Annotated in this window: 14 protein-coding genes; 10 read left to right on the top strand and 4 right to left on the bottom strand. The window is 71.7% G+C overall.

Features of this window, described 5'->3' with window-relative positions:
* Positions 1-192: 192 nt before the first annotated feature.
* On the top strand, positions 193-972 hold the full coding sequence (locus ACN9MM_RS14760) for a hypothetical protein (RefSeq protein WP_426364050.1): 780 nt from the start codon (positions 193-195) through the stop codon (positions 970-972).
* 23 nt (positions 973-995) lie between these two features.
* On the opposite strand, the gene ACN9MM_RS14755 is transcribed toward ACN9MM_RS14760, so the two are convergent.
* Together ACN9MM_RS14755 and ACN9MM_RS14750 are read right to left on the bottom strand one after the other, a co-directional pair.
* The gene (locus tag ACN9MM_RS14755; protein ID WP_426364049.1) at positions 996-4,133 is read right to left on the bottom strand and encodes a DUF3427 domain-containing protein; all 3,138 of its coding nucleotides are present in this window, start codon (positions 4,131-4,133) and stop codon (positions 996-998) included.
* A gap of 90 nt (positions 4,134-4,223) precedes the next feature.
* The gene (locus ACN9MM_RS14750; protein WP_426364048.1) at positions 4,224-5,219 is read right to left on the bottom strand and encodes an SEC-C metal-binding domain-containing protein; all 996 of its coding nucleotides are present in this window, start codon (positions 5,217-5,219) and stop codon (positions 4,224-4,226) included.
* 63 nt (positions 5,220-5,282) lie between these two features.
* On the opposite strand from ACN9MM_RS14750, the gene ACN9MM_RS14745 reads away from it, so the two are divergent.
* Positions 5,283-6,089, top strand: coding sequence for a class E sortase (locus tag ACN9MM_RS14745; RefSeq protein ID WP_426364047.1), 807 nt, complete (start codon positions 5,283-5,285; stop codon positions 6,087-6,089).
* Here the strand turns inward: ACN9MM_RS14745 and ACN9MM_RS14740 are convergent.
* Positions 6,043-7,425, bottom strand: coding sequence for an MFS transporter (locus ACN9MM_RS14740; protein WP_426364046.1), 1,383 nt, complete (start codon positions 7,423-7,425; stop codon positions 6,043-6,045). The genes ACN9MM_RS14745 and ACN9MM_RS14740 overlap by 47 nt on opposite strands.
* A 90-nt stretch (positions 7,426-7,515) precedes the next feature.
* On the opposite strand from ACN9MM_RS14740, the gene ACN9MM_RS14735 reads away from it, so the two are divergent.
* The 5 genes from ACN9MM_RS14735 to ACN9MM_RS14715 all read left to right on the top strand — a co-directional run bounded on the left by ACN9MM_RS14735 (position 7,516) and on the right by ACN9MM_RS14715 (position 11,959).
* Entirely contained in the window at positions 7,516-8,046 is a 531-nt protein-coding gene (locus tag ACN9MM_RS14735; protein ID WP_426364045.1) for a winged helix-turn-helix transcriptional regulator, read from the top strand.
* Between the two features lie 164 nt (positions 8,047-8,210).
* The gene (locus ACN9MM_RS14730; protein WP_426364044.1) at positions 8,211-8,507 is read left to right on the top strand and encodes a DUF6412 domain-containing protein; all 297 of its coding nucleotides are present in this window, start codon (positions 8,211-8,213) and stop codon (positions 8,505-8,507) included.
* A 99-nt stretch (positions 8,508-8,606) separates the two neighbouring features.
* A complete protein-coding gene (locus ACN9MM_RS14725) occupies positions 8,607-9,329 on the top strand; it encodes a YidC/Oxa1 family membrane protein insertase (protein WP_426364043.1) in 723 nt (240 codons plus the stop codon).
* A gap of 171 nt (positions 9,330-9,500) precedes the next feature.
* A complete protein-coding gene (locus ACN9MM_RS14720) occupies positions 9,501-10,358 on the top strand; it encodes a fumarylacetoacetate hydrolase family protein (RefSeq protein WP_329851020.1) in 858 nt (285 codons plus the stop codon).
* 77 nt (positions 10,359-10,435) lie between these two features.
* Positions 10,436-11,959 (top strand): choice-of-anchor A family protein, encoded by a 1,524-nt coding sequence (locus tag ACN9MM_RS14715; protein WP_426364042.1) that lies wholly within the window; start codon positions 10,436-10,438, stop codon positions 11,957-11,959.
* 7 nt (positions 11,960-11,966) lie between these two features.
* Here the strand turns inward: ACN9MM_RS14715 and ACN9MM_RS14710 are convergent, their stop codons facing one another.
* Positions 11,967-13,055 (bottom strand): Gfo/Idh/MocA family protein, encoded by a 1,089-nt coding sequence (locus ACN9MM_RS14710; RefSeq protein WP_426364041.1) that lies wholly within the window; start codon positions 13,053-13,055, stop codon positions 11,967-11,969.
* Between the two features lie 77 nt (positions 13,056-13,132).
* Here ACN9MM_RS14710 and ACN9MM_RS14705 point away from each other — a divergent pair, with 77 nt between their 5' ends.
* From ACN9MM_RS14705 to ACN9MM_RS14695, 3 genes are all read left to right on the top strand, one after another.
* Positions 13,133-14,179, top strand: coding sequence for an ROK family transcriptional regulator (locus tag ACN9MM_RS14705; RefSeq protein WP_426368744.1), 1,047 nt, complete (start codon positions 13,133-13,135; stop codon positions 14,177-14,179).
* A 335-nt stretch (positions 14,180-14,514) separates the two neighbouring features.
* Positions 14,515-15,372: a hypothetical protein gene (locus ACN9MM_RS14700; RefSeq protein WP_426364040.1), complete on the top strand. Its 858-nt coding sequence runs from the start codon at positions 14,515-14,517 to the stop codon at positions 15,370-15,372.
* A 50-nt stretch (positions 15,373-15,422) separates the two neighbouring features.
* Positions 15,423-16,181, top strand: coding sequence for a GntR family transcriptional regulator (locus tag ACN9MM_RS14695; protein WP_426364039.1), 759 nt, complete (start codon positions 15,423-15,425; stop codon positions 16,179-16,181).
* Positions 16,182-16,201 lie beyond the last annotated feature (20 nt).

Raw genomic sequence — 16,201 nt, 5'->3', positions numbered from 1 at the left:
CCTCCCAAGTCTGGCCAGAGGCTATCTCGCGGTCCGCTGTCGCGATTGAGAGTGGTGCAAACTACGTCAAGAGGTGTGCGGTTTGTAGGGGATTGTTCCCTCGGTGACTCGCGTGAGAGTGAGCTGCCTACCTGGCCGTGGGGCGTCTGATAGCTTCGTTTCTTCTTGCTGTCCAAGCTGTGAGGGTGGGGGATGGAGACGCGGATTCCCGGTACGAGTGCCCATGGCTTGCACGAGATTCTCGTGCGGGTGTGGGAGTCGGGGGCTCAGAACTTCCGGAGCGGGTGGGCGGATTCACTCGGTGCTGAGTGGGGGTCGTCGGAATTCGCCCGCCGGCATGCAGAGGTAACCGGCCTTCTAGCGGAAACCATCCAACAGGTCCATGCGTTGCCCGATGCTCAGCGGAATCGCTATTCTCGCTATTTTCCGCAATGGTGGACGGCTGTTGTGCAGCCCGATCTGAACTGGGCAGACCCGGGGCGTCCGGCTCGTGTATTGGTGACGCAGGAGACTCTTGATCACCTGGCGTCGGCGGCTGATCTGCTGCAGAGCGTTCTGGGAGGCACGTGCTCGGCCCCCACGGGAACCAATCTGGAGGGTCTGAGGGAGAGTTGCGACTCCTGGCTCGAACTGCTGGCGCAGACTCCGGATGAGGAACTTGCACCTGCGCTGCGAGACGAGATCGCCGCGCAGATCAGGCATCTTCTCTGGCTGATCGACAACGCCGCCCTGTTTGGGACTGCTCGCATCTCTCGTGAGGCCACGTCGGTCATCGGATCGATCGCGCAAGCATCCACAGGACTCACCGGTCAGGATCTACAGACCGGCGGGAGGTGGCGGCGCGGATTTGTCGCGTTCGTTGCGGCATCCGCGCTCCTTGCCACGGGCACCGCGCAGCTGCAGACGGCCATTGAGGCGGGTTCGGGCGTAGTCAAGGAGATCACCCAGGTCGTTGAGAGCGTGACGGGGTAGGACACCTCGTCCCCGGTTCCGTGTCAGCCCGCCGCGATCGTGGAGTACGTCCACACGTCGGCGGGGATTTCATGGCGTAGCTGCCAGACGATCCCCATCGGTTTGCTGCCCTTGTGCTCGACGTACTCGGCCGGGCCCAGAAGCATCCACGGCTGAGGGCCGCCGATGTCGGTCTTCTTGTACCGACGGACGAAGAGCAGGACGTGAGAGCCGGCCGCCTTGTGGGTCTGATAGCGGCGGCCCGTCGTCGAGGTGTCCGACGTCCGGTTCTGGGACTCCCAGTGGAAGAGCAGCTCGCTCCGGGCGTAGTCGTGATACCGAGTCTGTGGGGAGAAGTCCTTCTCGTCCTTCTCCAGGGTGATGAACAGGGCGTCGGTCTTGATGGCGTCGCACCACTTCACGCCCTCGCGGAAGTGGCCCGGAACATCGCGGTCCACGAAGGACTGACCCAATGCTGGGAGGATTTCCTCGCGGCTGTAGGAGGCGTGGACGGTCAGGGGCAGACCGGCGAGTGCATCCTTCAGTCTGATCGGCACGTGGTCGAGCCGGCCCAGGGCATAGGCCAGCACTTGACGGAGTTCGCTTCGGAAGGCGTGCTGCGGTCGCAGCGACTCCAGCCCTTCCTCGTAGCTGCTGAAACCGCTGAGAGGCCAGAGCGAGAAGTAGAGCATGCGGGCGAAGGCCTGCCCGCGCTCGCTCAGCTCGCAGTAGCGAGGGGCGGCATCCTCAAGGAGCGCGGAGTACGCGGCGATCCGCTCCGGATCGTCGGCATGGTGGAAGGCGGAGATGCGCCTCAAGAGCGCCTCTTCGCCCTCTGGAGCCACCTGCGACAGCAACCCGGATCGACGGAGGAGACCCGTCCAAGAGTTGCCGTTGCCGCGATAGATCTCCTTCAACTCCCGTCCGCTCTCGTGTAGGTACGTTGAGAGTTCCAGCACGCCGTACCGCCGGACCTCCTGCGCCAGCTGTGTGACGTTGACGCTGATCTGGCTACGGATGTTGTCGATGATCAGTTCCTTGGCCTTCGACTCAAGGATGATCTGGCAGCCGGAGGGCAGCTGGGGGAAGTCGTGCTCGATGGTGGCGAGGAGACGGTTGCGCGTCAGGTTGGTCAGCGCACGGAACTGCTCCTCGAAGCGGAACTCCTTGCGGTGCTGTCCGATGAAGTCCAACACCGTGAGGACGGCCTTGGTCTGCGTGCGGCGTAGCCCGCGGCCCAACTGCTGGAGGAAGACCGTGGCGCTGGAGGTCGGGCGCAGCAGCAGGAGGGTGTCGACATCCGGGATGTCCAAGCCCTCGTTGAGCAGGTCAACCGAGAAGATCACTTGGAGCTCGCCGGCGCGAAGGGCGGCCAAGGCGTCCTTGCGCTGCTCCCGGGGAGTTTCGCCGGACAAGGCCTCGGCCTTGAGACCGGCGCGCCGGAAGAAGTCCGCCATGAACGTGGCGTGGGCTACGGAGACGCAGAACCCCAGCGCACGCATCGCCCCCGGGTTCGACACCTTGTCCCGTACGGCCTGAACGACGAGACGTGCGCGCGCGTCATTCCCCGTGAAAAGCTCACTGAGCGCTGCAGCGTCGTAAGCCCCGCGCTTCCATGCAACGGCGCTCATGTCGGTGGTGTCGGAGATGCCGAAGTAGTGGAAGGGGCTCAGCAGTTCGTTCTCCAGCGCCTCCCATAGGCGCATCTCTGCCGCGATCCGACCGTCGAAGAACTCGTCCTGAACGTTGCGGCCGTCCATGCGCTCCGGAGTCGCGGTGAGCCCCAGGAACTCGATGGGACGGAAGTGGTCGATGATCCGCCGGTAGGTCGACGAGACACCGTGATGGAACTCATCGATGACGATGACGTCGAAATGGTCGGGGGACAGCTGTTCCAGCCTCTGCGCGTTCAACGACTGCACGCTGGCGAAGACGTGGTGCCATCCCGCAGGTTCGAGACCGCTGTGCAGCTCTTCTCCGAAGTTGGCGTCTACGAGCACGTCCTGGTACGTGCGCAGTGACTGACGCAGAATCTCCTGTCGGTGGGCGACGAACAGCAGGCGCAGGTCCCGGCCGTGCTGCTGCCGCAATTGCTTGTAGTCCAGCGCAGCCATGACGGTCTTGCCCGTGCCGGTCGCTGCTACCAGGAGATTCCGATGCTGGTCGTGGACCTCGCGTTCCACCTGGAGACGTTCCAGCATGTCCCGCTGGTGCGGATATGGACGTACCTCGAGACCGGACAGGGTGATGCGCTGTTCCGTCGCAGGGTCCTTGCCGTGGCTGGCTATCCGGAGTGCTTCGCTGAGTCGTGCGGCGTCGCGGTCGGGGTCGTACGCCTCGAATGCGGGGTCACTCCAGTAGGCGTCGAAGGTTGCTTCGAACTTGCGGATGGCATCTGGTGTTGCCACGGAGGACAGCCGAACGTTCCACTCCAGTCCGTCGAGGAGCGCTGCTTTCGACAGGTTGGAGCTGCCGACGTAGGCCGTGTCGTATCCACTGTCGCGTCGGAACAGCCAGGCCTTGGCATGCAGGCGGGTCGAGCGCAGCTCGTAGTTGACCTTGACCTCGGCGCCGAAGCGCTGAACGAGACGGTCGAGGGCCTGACGCTCGGTCGCTCCGATGTACGTCGTCGTGATGACTCGGATCGGGACACCCCGCGCATGCGCTGCTTCGAGCGACTGCTCGATGACGCGCAAGCCGTGCCACTTCACGAAGGCGCACAGGAGATCTACCCGGTCGGCCGTGGCCAGCTCTGCGCGCAGTTCGAATCCCAGGCTGGGATCTTCCGGCGCATTGGTGAGGAGGGCTGCCTCCGCCAACGGAGTCGCGGGGCGGATGCGATACACGCCCTCGGATTTCTGCTCCGCGACCGCGAGGAGCTGGCGCGGACCGTCGGCAATGAGCTCGACCCATTCACGGGCGCCCTCGATCGTGCCCATGGATTCGAGGATGTGATTGGCCGCATGTACGTGCTCTGACGCAGGAAGCCGCTCCAGGATGCGACGGACGGTGTCGGATACGTGCTTCGCAAGGACGCGAGGAGAGGACTCGGGGCCGACGACGTCGTCGATCGCTTGGCCGCCACGATCTGCGAGCTCCTTGAGCTGTGCTTCGAGACGAAGGGTGACCAACTGCTCGTAGAGTCCCGAAACCGGCCCTCTGGAGTCCGACAGCTCGCTCATCGATTTCCCCTCCCTGATCAACCGCACCATTGGTATCAGGCGCCACCGACACGCTCTCAGTGATACGCCAGACTGGTGACGGCTGAGCTGTCACTGCGTCGCGTGGCACTCCCCATAAGTCCGCCCCGAGCCGCACCAGCACTCCGCCCCGCGCGCCGGGGGCCAGGGCGTTGCTCGGGCCCTGGCTGCCAGGGTTGTGGCGTACTGGGGGAGGAGGTCCGGGTTCGACGGTGGGGTGGCTTCCGAGGCGGCGAAGGCTTCGTACGAGGGGACCGTCGCTCGGACGATGCCCAGGTTCGGGGTGCCGGCGGCCGACAGTTCGCGGAGGGACGCCTCGATGTCCGTCAGGTGGGCCCGGTACGTGGGGTACTCCGCCTCCAGCTCCGGATACGCCGCGAGGAGTTCGTCCAGTTCCGGTTCCAGCCAGTGCAGGACCGCCACCGGGAACGGGCGGGAGAGGGCCGTGCGGTAGGTGCCCAGTTCCGAGCGGAGGCGGGTGATCTCCGCCTGGAGTTCCGCCGGGTCCGAGGAGCCGAGCGACCACAGGCGCTTCGGGTCGTGCAGTTCGTCGAGGCCGACCGTGCCGGTGTGCAGGCGGTCCGCCAGGTCGTCCCAGTCGTCGTGGTCCAGGGCCAGCATCCGGCGGATCCGGTGCCGGGTCGTGAGCAGGGACTGTGTGGCGTGGGGGAGGTCCGTGGTCGTGGCCAGGAGGGTCGCTCCCTCCGTCAGCGTCGACTCCGCCGCCTCCAGCTCGTCGTGCGCCTCCAGCGTCTCCGCCGTGATCTGCCAGGGTGCCGCGTCCGACGGCTTCGTCCGCCGGATGCCGTCGATGATCGCCCGGGCCTCCGCCTCGTGCCCGTACTCCCACAGGTTCGCCGCCTTCAGCGCCCTGATCAGGTGCGGGTCCGCCGGTTCCCCGGCGAGGAGCGCGTCGTAGAGGGCGGTCGCGCCCGGGCGGTCGCCCGCCAGTTCCCGGTGGGCGGCGGCCTGGAGGTACAGGGGCTCCCGGTCTCCGGGGTACTGCTCCGCGGTGCGCAGCAGACGCTCGGCTTCGGTGGTGTGGGCGGCAGGCGTGTCGGGGCGCATGCCCTCCACCGTACTGCTGTACGGGCCTGGAGAGTTGGCGCCTCAGCGCTTATCGTGCCCCGCGTGCGGGCCAGGGTGGGGCAGCGGGTGCCGGTCGTCGTCCAGACGGGAGGACGATCTCGTACGAGCGCCCGCGCGCTGTGGCTGGGCGCCGAGACCGCCGTCACCTGCGGGGTTCTCATCCTGCTTCTTGTCGTCCATCAGCTCTGGTGGACGAATCGGGAGGCCCGTGCCGAGGCCCTCGACCAGGTGCGCGTCCTGGAGCGGGAGTGGGACATCTCTCCGACGCCCGAGTCCGTTTCCGGCGAGGAGCCCGTGTCCGACTCCGTGTCCGAGGCCGGTTCCGAGCCCGCGTCCCCGTCCGGTTCCGCTCCTGCGCCGGGTGCCGCTGCCGCTTCTCCCGCCCCTTCGCCCTCTGCCGCCTTCGCCGTCCTCCGTATCCCCCGGCTCGGGCTCAGCGTTCCCGTCGCCGAGGGCGTGTCCAAGCGGTCCGTCCTCGACAAGGGGTACGCCGGGCACTACCCCGGCACCGCCGGGCCGGGGGCCGTGGGGAACTTCGCGCTCGCCGGGCACCGGAACACGCACGGTGAGCCCTTTCGGTACATCAACCGGCTCCGGGACGGGGACGAGATCTCCGTGCGCACGCGTGCGCGTACCTATCTCTATCGTGTCGATCTCGTTCTGGCTTCGACTTCTCCTCGGGACGTCGGTGTGATTCGGGCCGTGCCCCGGTCCCTCGTGAAGCCTTCGTACGGGTACTCCGCCCCCGGGGCCTATCTCACCCTCACCACCTGCACCCCCGAGTTCACCAGCACCTACCGGCTCATCGTCTGGGCGAAGCTGGTGTCGACCGCCCCAGGGCGAGGGTGAGCGCCCCGCCCGTGAGGGCCAGGGCGGCCGAGACGAGCAGCGCCGTGTCCGGGCCCGCCGGCACCAGGGCCAGGGTGAGGGCGACGCCGGCCGAGGAACCGATGTAGCGGGCGGTGTTGTTCGCGCCCGAGCCCATCGCCGCCCGCTCCGGCGGCACCGAGTCCACCGCGAGCCGGGGCAGCGCCGCGTTCAGGAGGCCGCTGCCCGTGCCCGCCACCACGAGGCCCGGGAGGAGGCGCGGCCAGGGGCCTTCGAGCCCGCCGAGCAGCGCGAGGACTCCCGCCGCCGACAGGACGAAACCCAGCGCCAGTTGGTGCGCGGCGGAGAGCCGGCCCGCGAGGCGGCGGGCCTGCAGGGCCGCCACGAACGCGGTGCCCGACCAGAGGAGGAACAGCGCCGCCGCCCCCAGCGGCGACATCCCGGCCCCGCCCTGGAGCAGCGCGGGCACCACGCTGAACAGGCCGATCACGGCCAGGCCCGTGAACAGCGCTCCGAGCGTCGACGCCAGGAACGCCGCCCTGCGCAGCAGCGCCAGGTCGATCATGGGCGTACGGCTCCGGTGCTCGACCGCCACGAACAGCGCCGTCAGGACGGCGGACGCGAGGAGCAGCAGGCCCACCGGGGGACGCAGCCAGCCGTCCCTGCCGAGGGTGAGGGCGGTGAGCAGTGCCGTCAGGGCCAGGCCGAGGGCGACCGCTCCCGCGATGTCGGGGCGCCCCTCGCCCGCCGGGGTCCTCGCCTCGCGCTCCATCGTCCGCGCCCCCGCCGCCGCGGCCACCAGCGCCGCCGCCCCCAGTGCCGCGTACGCCAGGCGCCAGTCGGCCAGGCTCAGCGCGCCCGCGAGGAGCGGGCCGAGGGCGATGCCGCCGCTGACCGACGCGCCCCAGATCCCGGTGGCCCTGATCCGGTCCCGGCCCGCCGGGTACGCCTGGGCCAGGAGGCCGAGGCTGCCCGCGAGGACGGCCGCGCTCGCCGCGCCCTGGGCGATCCGGGCCAGGGTGAAGGTGAGGGTCGAGCCGGCGAGGGCGCCGAGCGCGGTGGTGAGGCCGAGCGCGAGGGTGCCGAGCAGGAAGACCCGGCGCCGCCCGTGCGCGTCGGCGAGGCTGCCGGCCACCAGGAGGAGGACGGCCAGGCCGAGCGGGGTGCCGTTGAGCAGCCAGGCCTGTGCCGAGGCCGGGGTCCCGAAGGCGGCGGCCATGTCGGGGAGGGTCAGCATCGGGGCCGTGTAGTTCATCAGGGCGACCGCGGTGGCGGCGGCCGTGACGGCGAGGGTGGCCCGGGGGCGGCCGGTACGGGCGGGTGGTGCGGTGCGGGCCGTGGCGGCGAGCTGGGACATGGCAGGGGCCTCCACCCGTCGGTTCGGTGAATGAACTCAAGGTACCAGGTTGGTTCGTTCAGTGAACCTGGAATCGGTACGATGGATCCCATGGCCCTAGGCAAGGACTACTCCCAGCAGCAGTGCTCCATCGCCCGCGCCCTGGAGGTCGTCGGCGAGCGCTGGACCCTGCTCGTCGTCCGCGACGCCTTCTACGGCGTCCGCCGCTACAACGACTTCCTGCTCCACCTCGGCATCCCCCGCGCCGTCCTCGCCGCCCGCCTCCAGGCCCTCGTCGAGGCCGGCGTCCTCGACCGGCGGCGCTACCGGGAGTCGCCCCCGCGCGACGAGTACGTGCTCACCGAACGCGGCCTCGGTCTCTGGCCCGTCCTGCGCTCGCTCGGCGCCTGGGGCCGGGCCGAGGTCCCCGGAGCCGTACCGCTGCGCCACTTCCACCACGCCGACTGCGGCACCGAACTCGGGCCGTACGGCGAATGCCCGTCCTGCCACCTCCCCGTGCCGCTCGGCGACGTCGAGATGCGGCCCGGCGCCGGGCTCGACCCGGATCCCGCCGATCCCGTCAGCCGCGCCCTCCTCCGGCCCCGCCGCCTCCTCGCCCCCCTGGAGCACGCGAGCTCCTGACGCCTGCGGGCGGGCCGGTGGATGCGCGGGCCGGTGGACGCGCGGGCGGGTGGACGCGTGGGCGTACAGTCGTACGGGAAAGTCGTGAGCGCGCGCGGGAACTCCTGGGTCTCCCCGGGCGTCCTCCCCGTGAGACGACCGTGGCAGGCGAAGGAGGTGGCGGGATGACGATCAGGACCCTGGTCCTGCGCATCGTCGCGCCCCTGTTCTTCCTGCTCGCCCTCGCCGACCTGCTCCTCTCCGACGGCGCGAGCCTCTCCGCCGCCGTCGCCCTCGCCGCGACCGGCGTCGTCTGTGCCCTCTTCGGAGCCCGTACGGCCCCCGCCGTACCGCCCACCGCCGTCCGCACCGCCATCCGCGACCGCGAGCGGCGCACCGCCTTCCTGCCCCAGCGCGACCCCGACGCCGCAGGGCGCCGCAGACCCCGCGCTCCCGGCCGTCCCCTCCCGACGGCCGCGTAGGGAGCCCGTACCACCCCGTACCGCAGCACGCACCTTCCGCGGATCCGTCATGCCGATTTCTCCTGCTCCCGGCACGACGAGACCCCACGGAGGGCTCCCTTGAACGTCTTCGCTTCCCTGGTCGAGCGGCTCGCAGACCTGCTCCAGCCGCTCTTCGCCACCACAGCCACGGCCGCCGCGATCGTCCTCTTCACCCTGCTCGTACGGCTCGCGGTCCACCCGCTCTCCCGTGCCGCCGCCCGCGGTCAGAAGGCCCGCACCCGGCTCGCACCGCAGCTCGCCGAGATCCGCAAGAAGCACGCCAAGAACCCCGAGCGGATGCAGAAGGCGATCATGGAGCTGCACGCGCGGGAGAAGGTCTCGCCGCTCGCCGGCTGCCTGCCGAGCCTGCTCCAGGCGCCCGCGTTCTTCCTGATGTACCACCTCTTCTCCAGCGGGCGGATGTCCGGCCACAGCCTTTTCGCCGCCCCGCTCGGCGACCACTACGCCGACGCGCTCGCCGACGGGGGCGTCTTCGGCCCGGCCGGTCTCGTCTACCTCGCGCTCTTCGCGATCGTCGCCGCCGTCGCCACGTACAACTACGTCCGGGCCCGGCGCCAGCCCGTCGCGGTCACCGTCGAGCCCGGCCAGCCGGGGGCCGGGATGGCCGCGGGCATGGCCCGGTTCATGCCGCTGCTCTCCTTCGCGACCCTGATCTCGGTCGCCGTCGTGCCGCTCGCCGCCGCGCTCTACATCGTCACCAGCACCACCTGGGCCGCCGTCGAGCGCGCCTTCCTCTACCGGGACATGCCGGGGGCGGCGAGCCTGGCCACGGCCGTCTGAGGCGTCGACCGGGCCCGGTTACTCGCGCGTAAGGGTCCAGTGTGTGAACGGGGTCTTGCAGAGTGACCCGTTGTCTTGGAGGATCGACCAATCCTCCGATGGCCGCACTCCATCGGCCGGGGCACCTCAGGGCCCTCCCCCCGGGCCCTCCTCGACCACAGGGAGAAGACCATGAAGCTGCTGCGTGTCGGCCCGCCGGGAGCCGAGCGTCCCGCCCTGCTCGACCAGGACGGAACGCTCCGCGACCTGTCCGCCCTCGTCGACGACATCGACGGCAGTCTGCTCGCCGACGCCTCCGCCCTCGACCGCGTCCGCGGCGCGGCGGCCGCCGGCGTGCTGCCCGCGCTCGACGCCACCGGGCTGCGCGTCGGCCCGCCGGTCGCCCGGATCGGCAAGGTCGTGTGCATCGGGCTGAACTACCACGGGCACGCCGCCGAGACCGGTCAGGCCACCCCCGCCGAGCCCGTCGTCTTCCTCAAGGCCGCCGACACCGTCGTCGGCCCGGACGACACCGTGCTCGTGCCCCGCGGTTCGGTGAAGACCGACTGGGAGGTCGAGCTCGCGATCGTCATCGGCCGCACCGCCCGCTACCTGGAGACCGACGAGCAGGCCCTCGCGCACGTCGCCGGGTACGCGGTCGCCCACGACGTCTCCGAGCGCGAGTTCCAGATCGAGCGCGGCGGCACCTGGGACAAGGGCAAGAACTGCGAGACCTTCAACCCGCTCGGCCCCTGGCTCGTCACCGCCGACGAGGTGCCCGACCCGCAGGACCTCGGCCTGAAACTGTGGGTCAACGGCGAGCTCAAGCAGGACGGTCACACCTCGGACCAGATCTTCCCGGTCGCGGAGGTCGTCCGGTACGTCAGCCGGTTCATGACCCTGTACCCGGGCGACATCATCAACACCGGCACGCCCGCGGGTGTCGCCATGGGGCAGCCGGAGCCCAAGCCGTACCTGCGCCCCGGTGACGTGGTCGAGCTGGAGGTCGAGGGCCTCGGCCGGCAGCGCCAGGAGCTCAAGGGCGCCTGACTCCACGGAGGAGAAAGCGGCGACGCCCCCGCGTGGGGCGTCGCCATTTCCATGTCATTTTTTGCATATTGCCCGATATGGAGAGAATTTCGTACGCGCGGAGGCGCGACCGGCGCCGCCTCGCCCTCATCGCCGCGTCCACGGTCGGGGCCACCGCCCTCGTCGGCGTGCTCGCCGTCACGGGCCACGCCGACCCCCTGCCCGGCGGCCTCGGCCCCTGCAAGCCGGGCGACTGCCCCGCGAAGTACCCCGACGACAACGGCAGCGGCCCCGTCACCCACCGCGACAACAACATCAACGTCTTCGTCGGCGGCGACTTCCGCGTCCGCGAGTCCGCCGCCGAGGCCGAGGGCAAGATCGTCGTCCTCGGCGGCTTCGACCAGAACAAGAGGCAGGGCGTCTCCGGCGTCTACAACGTCGGCGTCGCAGGAGTCGGCTCGCGCGTCCCGCCCGAAAACGGCACCGACTTCCTCACCGTCGGCAAGGACCTGACGGTCGCCGCCCAGCAGCGCCTGCTGGCCGAGGAGGGCACGGTCCACGGCGTCGTACGGTACGGGGGCGCCCTCTCCGGCACGGTGATCCCCGCCCCGGTCCACGACACCGCGGCCGCCGACCCGTACAAGGCGCTCCGGGGGCAGCTCACCGAGGCCAGTCACTGCTACGCGTACGTGAACGGGGCCTCCCGCACCCCCACCGGCACCGCCGTCAACAACAACCACGAGACGCTCTTCACGGGTGACGGCACCTCGGCGCTCCAGGTCTTCAACGTCGCCTTCGACCTGGAGTCGGCGAGCGGCGGCCAGCAGGGCATCCGCTTCGCCCGGATCCCGGCCGGTGCCACGGTCCTCGTCAACCTCCTCGGCGCGGACCGCACCGTCGACTCGTACATCAACCAGCTGCCGGACGGCCTGCGCGAGCGGGTCCTGTGGAACTTCCCGGACGCCACGAAGGTCACGTTCGAGGGCACGGCCCAGTTCGCGGGGAGCGTGCTCGTCGGCAACCAGGCCAGTGGGACGACGGTGACGATGCCCGGCATGAACGGCCGCTTCTTCACCACCGGCGACCTCACCCACACCTCGGCGTCCGGCGGGGGCGGAGGTCAGGAGATCCACGCCTATCCGTTCAACGGTGATCTGCCGTCGTGCACGGACCCGACGCCGACGCCCACCCCCACGCCGACGGACCCCACGCCGACGCCGACCGACCCGACTCCCACACCGACGGATCCGACGCCGACCCCGACGGATCCGACCCCCACGCCGACCGAGCCGACCCCCACCCCGACCCACCCGACCCACCCGACACCGACGCCCACCGACCACACGAGCGGAGGCTGGACGACCGGCGGCTCGACGGACGGCGGCTGGACCACCGGCGGATCCACCACCGGCGGATCATCCACCGGCGGTGACTCCGGCCACGGCGACAGCGGCGGCGACAGCGGTTACGGCGACTCCGGCGGCGACCACGGACCGAACGGCGAGCTCTCCGAGACCGGCGCCGGTACCGGGAAACTCGTCATGGGCGCCACCGCGGTCGCCCTCGGCCTCGGCGGCGGCGCGCTCGTGCTGATCGGCCGGCGGCGGAGGCGGAGGAGCTGAGCGGTCGTCAGAGGGTGACCGTGCGGCCCTCGCGGGCCGAGAGCCGCGCCGCCTCCAGGACGTCCAGGGCGGCGGCCGCCTCGTGCGCGGTGACCGGGTTCTCCCCGGCGCCGCGCACGGCGGCGGCGACGGACGCGTAGTACGCCGGGTAGTCGCCGGGCAGCGACTCCACCGGAGTGCCGCCGCCCGTCAGCGGCGACTCCCCGGCACCGATCCGGCCCCACAGCTGCTCCGGCTCGGCGCCCCAGACGACGCCGGGCCCGGGTCGCAGACCCTCACGGAGGGCGGCCTCCTGGGGGTCGAGCCCGTACTTCACGAAGCCCGCGCTCCGCCCGAGCACCCGGAAGCGGGGGCCGAGCTGGGCGGTGGTGGCGCTCACGTACAGGTGGGAGCGGACCCCGTTCGCGTGGGTGAGCGCGAGGAACGTGTCGTCGTCGGCCTCGGCGCCGGGCCGGCGCACGTCCGACTCGGCGTACACCGAGGCCACCGGGCCGAAGAGCACGAGGGCCTGGTCGACGACGTGGCTGCCCAGGTCGTACAGGAGCCCGCCGATCTCCTCCGGCGCGCCGGACTCGCGCCAGCCGCCCTTGGGTCGCGGGCGCCACCGCTCGAAGCGGGACTCGAAGCGCTGGACCTCGCCGAGCGCGCCCTCGTCGAGGAGTCGGCGCAGGGTGCGGAAGTCGTTGTCCCAGCGGCGGTTCTGGAAGACGGAGAGGAGCAGGCCGCGCTCCTCGGCGAGGGCCGCGAGCGCGCGGGCCTCGGCGGCGGTCCCCGCGAGCGGCTTGTCGACGACGACGGGGAGGCCGGCCTCCAGAGCGGCGGTGGCGACGGCGACGTGCGTCTTGTTGGGGGAGGCGACGACGACCAGGTCCAGCTCCCCGGCCCCCGGTGCCCACAGCTCCTCGGGGCGGGCGGCGACCCGGACGCCGGGGTGGGCGGCCCCGGCCTCGGCGGCCCGCTCGGGGTTGCCGGTGGTGACGGCGGCGAGGACGAGGTCCTCGGAGGCGGCGATCAGCGGGGCGTGGAAGACGGAGCCCGCGAGGCCGTAGCCGACGAGTCCGACGCGGAGCGGGGTGCGGGGGTCGGTGCCAGTCATGCGTTCCACTTAAGCAACGCTGTTGCCAAAGTGCAAGCGACGGCGACAATGGGGGAGTGAGGAATGACCTGGTGGGAGTGAACGTACCGGCCCTGCGCAGCCACAACGCGGCGCTCGTGCTCGACCTGCTGCGCACCGCGGGCGAGAACGGGATCAGCCGCCTGGAGGTGGCCGAGCGGACCGGGCTCACCCCGCAGGCGGTCAGCAAGATCACCGCCCGGCTCCGGGCCGAGGGCCTCGCCGCGGAGGCCGGCCACCGCGCCTCGACCGGCGGCAAGCCCCGCACCGTCCTGCGCCTGGAGCCCTCCGCCGCGCACGCCGTCGGGGTCCACCTCGACCGCGACGAGCTGACCGTCCTCCTGACCGACCTCGCCGGCACCGTCCTGGAGGTCCGCCGCCGTCCCGTGGACCTGGGCGCGGGGGCGGGACCGGTCCTGGACGCGGTGACGGAGGAGGTGCGCGCGCTGCGGGAGGTGCTCCCGCCCGACAGCACCGTCCTCGGTGCCGGGGTCGCCATGCCCGGGCCGCTGGACCACCGGGCCGGGGTGCCCGGCCGGGTCACCGGCTTCCCGGAGTGGGCCGGACATCCCGTACGGGAGGAGCTGGCGGCGCGCCTCGGGCTGCCCGTCGTCCTCGACAAGGACACCAACGCCGCCGCCCTCGGCCTCGCCCTGCGCCCCGCCGCCCCCGCCTCCTTCGCCTACGTCCACCTCGGTACGGGGCTGGGTGCGGGTCTCGTCCTCGGTGGCGCGCCGCTGCGCGGGGACAGGACGGGGGCGGGCGAGCTCGGCCACCAGACCGTGCAGCTGGACGGACCGCCGTGCGGCTGCGGCGGGCGCGGCTGTCTGGAGGTCCTGTGCCTGGCGGCCGTCGCGCGCGGCGAACTCGCCGGGGCCGCGCGGATCCTGGGCGCGGGCGCCGCCAACCTCGTCCGGCTCCTCGACATCGACCAGGTCCTCCTGGGAGGGCGGGTGGTGCTCGCCGATCCGGAGGTCTTCGCGGAGGGGGTACGGGAGGTGCTGGCCGGCCTCGGTCTGACGGCGCCGGTGGCCCTCGCGACCGGCCGGGACGCGGTGGCGGAGGGCGCGGCCTGGCTGACCCTGGCCCCGGTCTTCGGGAAGTGACCGCCGGGGCTTCGGGGAAGTGACCGCCGGGGCTTTAGGACGTGACCGCCGGGCCCCCTTCGGGACGTGACCGCCGGAGCCCCTTCGGGACGTGACCGCCGGGGCCCCTTCGGGGCGTGACCGCCGGAGCCCCTTCGGGACGAGACCACCGGGGCCCCCTCGGGAAGCGGCCGCCAAGCTCCCGGCCTACTTTCCGATCATCGGAAAGTAGGCCGATCGGACGGATCCTTTGTCCCCTGCGGGTGTCTTCCCGGTGTCGCCGGCCCGTCCGCCCCCTCCCGCGTGGCAGCGTCACCGCCGTCCCCACGTCCGCGAGCAGCAAAGGCCCCCGCCCCATGGCACCCGCCCCCCTGCGCCTGCGCGGCGTCCGCGCCGTGACCGTGACCGTGGCCGCCGCGGCCACCGCGCCCCTCGCGATCGCCGCCCCGGCCTTCGCCGTCCCCGCGCCCGATCCGCCCGCGCCCACCTGCGGAATCCCGGCCGGTGGAGGGTTCCCGCTGGACACCCGGATCCACGGCGGACCGGCCGACTATCCGGCGGGCGGCCCCTTCCAGGCCTGGAAGCTCGACCTCACGAACACCACCGACGCCCCCTGCTCGGACGTCCACCCGGTGCTCGTCCTCGCCGACCGCGACCGCGCCCTGCGCCCGGAGCAGATCCGGTTCGAGTTCTACGACGCCGGTTCGGCACGCTGGCGCCCGGTGTCCTTCGAGTCGACCGAGGAGGCCGAGAACGTGGGCGCGTTCACCGGCTTCGGCGGCTTCGCGGTGCCCGCGGGCGGGACCCTCACCGTTCCCGTACGCCTGACGTTCGAGGTGGAGACGGCGCCCGACGAGGTCGTCGTCAACGCGGCGGTCGTGCAGCGCAGGGGCGAGGACGGCGACTGGATCGGCGAGTCCGGCGACTACCGCCTGACCGTGGGCCCGGCCGGGCCGGCCACGCCCACGGCACCTGACACACCCGCCCCGGCGGACCCGTCGGCGCCGCCCGGCAAGGCGGCCCGTCCACCGGCGCCGACCGCGCCCGCCACCGGGGCCGCGCAGGACCCCGCCGACACCGCACAGGGCCCCGAACTGGCCAATACCGGACGGGAGTCGGAGACGTACGCGTGGGGCTTCGGTCCGCTCGCCGCCGGTCTGGTCCTGCTCGGCGCACTCCTCGTACGGGCCGCCCGGCGCCCCCGGCACCGCTGAGCCATGCGCCGTACACCTTCCCGTTCATCCCCGTCTGCGACCATCCCCGGATGAACTACCAGACCAGCCCCGGCGCCCCCGTCCGCTCCGGCATCCCCGAGCACGGCCGCGTCCCCAAGTACTACGCCGTCAAGGCGAAGATCGCCGTGATGGTCGACGAGTTGGGGGAGGGCGGGCTGCTGCCCACCGAGCGCGATCTCGCCGTCCGGTACGAGGTCTCCCGCGAGACCGTCCGGCAGGCGCTGCGCGAACTCCTCCTGGAGGGGCGGCTGCGCCGCCGGGGCCGGGGCACGGTCGTCGCGGGGCCCAAGCTGGAGCAGCCCCTCTCGCTCGCGAGCTACACGGAGGGCGTGCGCCGCCAGGGCCGCCGGCCCGGCCGCAGCCTGATCTCGCTCGACCGCTTCCCCTGCCCGGAGGCGCTCGCCCCCGAGGTCGGCGCCGAACGCGGCGAGCCCGTCTGGCACATGGAGCGCGTGCTGCTCGCCGACGACGAGCGGGTCGGCCTGGAGAGCACGTACGTCTCGGAGGCCCGCGCCCCGCGGCTCGACACCGAGTTCGACCCGGACTCCTCCTTCTACGCCTACCTCCACGGCCGGCTCGGCATCTCGTTCGGTGACGCCGACGAGCGCATCGAGACCGTCCTCGCGACCCCGCGCGAGGCCCTGCTCGTCGGCACGCCGCCCGCGCTGCCGATGCTGCTGCTCCACCGCGTCTCCCGGGACACGGCGGGGCGGCCCCTGGAGCGGGTCCGCACGCTCTACCGGGGTGACCGGTTCAGCTTCACCACGCACCTGGGGCGGCAGGGCTGACCGCCCGGGCACCCGGACCC

The organism is Streptomyces sp. E-08 (assembly GCF_049913095.1).
Lineage (GTDB): Bacteria > Actinomycetota > Actinomycetes > Streptomycetales > Streptomycetaceae > Streptomyces.
The sequence above is the reverse complement of the archived record's forward strand: the minus strand, read 5'-3'. Positions and strand labels throughout refer to the sequence as shown.

Bases quoted from the DNA above. Each gene is read 5' to 3' on its own strand.
- ACN9MM_RS14760 (WP_426364050.1), top strand. From the start codon at position 193: ATGGAGACGCGGATTCCCGGTACGAGTGCCCATGGCTTGCACGAGATT.
- ACN9MM_RS14755 (WP_426364049.1), bottom strand. From the start codon at position 4,133: ATGAGCGAGCTGTCGGACTCCAGAGGGCCGGTTTCGGGACTCTACGAG.
- ACN9MM_RS14750 (WP_426364048.1), bottom strand. From the start codon at position 5,219: ATGCGCCCCGACACGCCTGCCGCCCACACCACCGAAGCCGAGCGTCTG.
- ACN9MM_RS14740 (WP_426364046.1), bottom strand. From the start codon at position 7,425: ATGTCCCAGCTCGCCGCCACGGCCCGCACCGCACCACCCGCCCGTACC.
- ACN9MM_RS14735 (WP_426364045.1), top strand. From the start codon at position 7,516: ATGGCCCTAGGCAAGGACTACTCCCAGCAGCAGTGCTCCATCGCCCGC.
- ACN9MM_RS14730 (WP_426364044.1), top strand. From the start codon at position 8,211: ATGACGATCAGGACCCTGGTCCTGCGCATCGTCGCGCCCCTGTTCTTC.
- ACN9MM_RS14720 (WP_329851020.1), top strand. From the start codon at position 9,501: ATGAAGCTGCTGCGTGTCGGCCCGCCGGGAGCCGAGCGTCCCGCCCTG.
- ACN9MM_RS14715 (WP_426364042.1), top strand. From the start codon at position 10,436: ATGGAGAGAATTTCGTACGCGCGGAGGCGCGACCGGCGCCGCCTCGCC.
- ACN9MM_RS14710 (WP_426364041.1), bottom strand. From the start codon at position 13,055: ATGACTGGCACCGACCCCCGCACCCCGCTCCGCGTCGGACTCGTCGGC.
- ACN9MM_RS14700 (WP_426364040.1), top strand. From the start codon at position 14,515: ATGGCACCCGCCCCCCTGCGCCTGCGCGGCGTCCGCGCCGTGACCGTG.
- ACN9MM_RS14695 (WP_426364039.1), top strand. From the start codon at position 15,423: ATGAACTACCAGACCAGCCCCGGCGCCCCCGTCCGCTCCGGCATCCCC.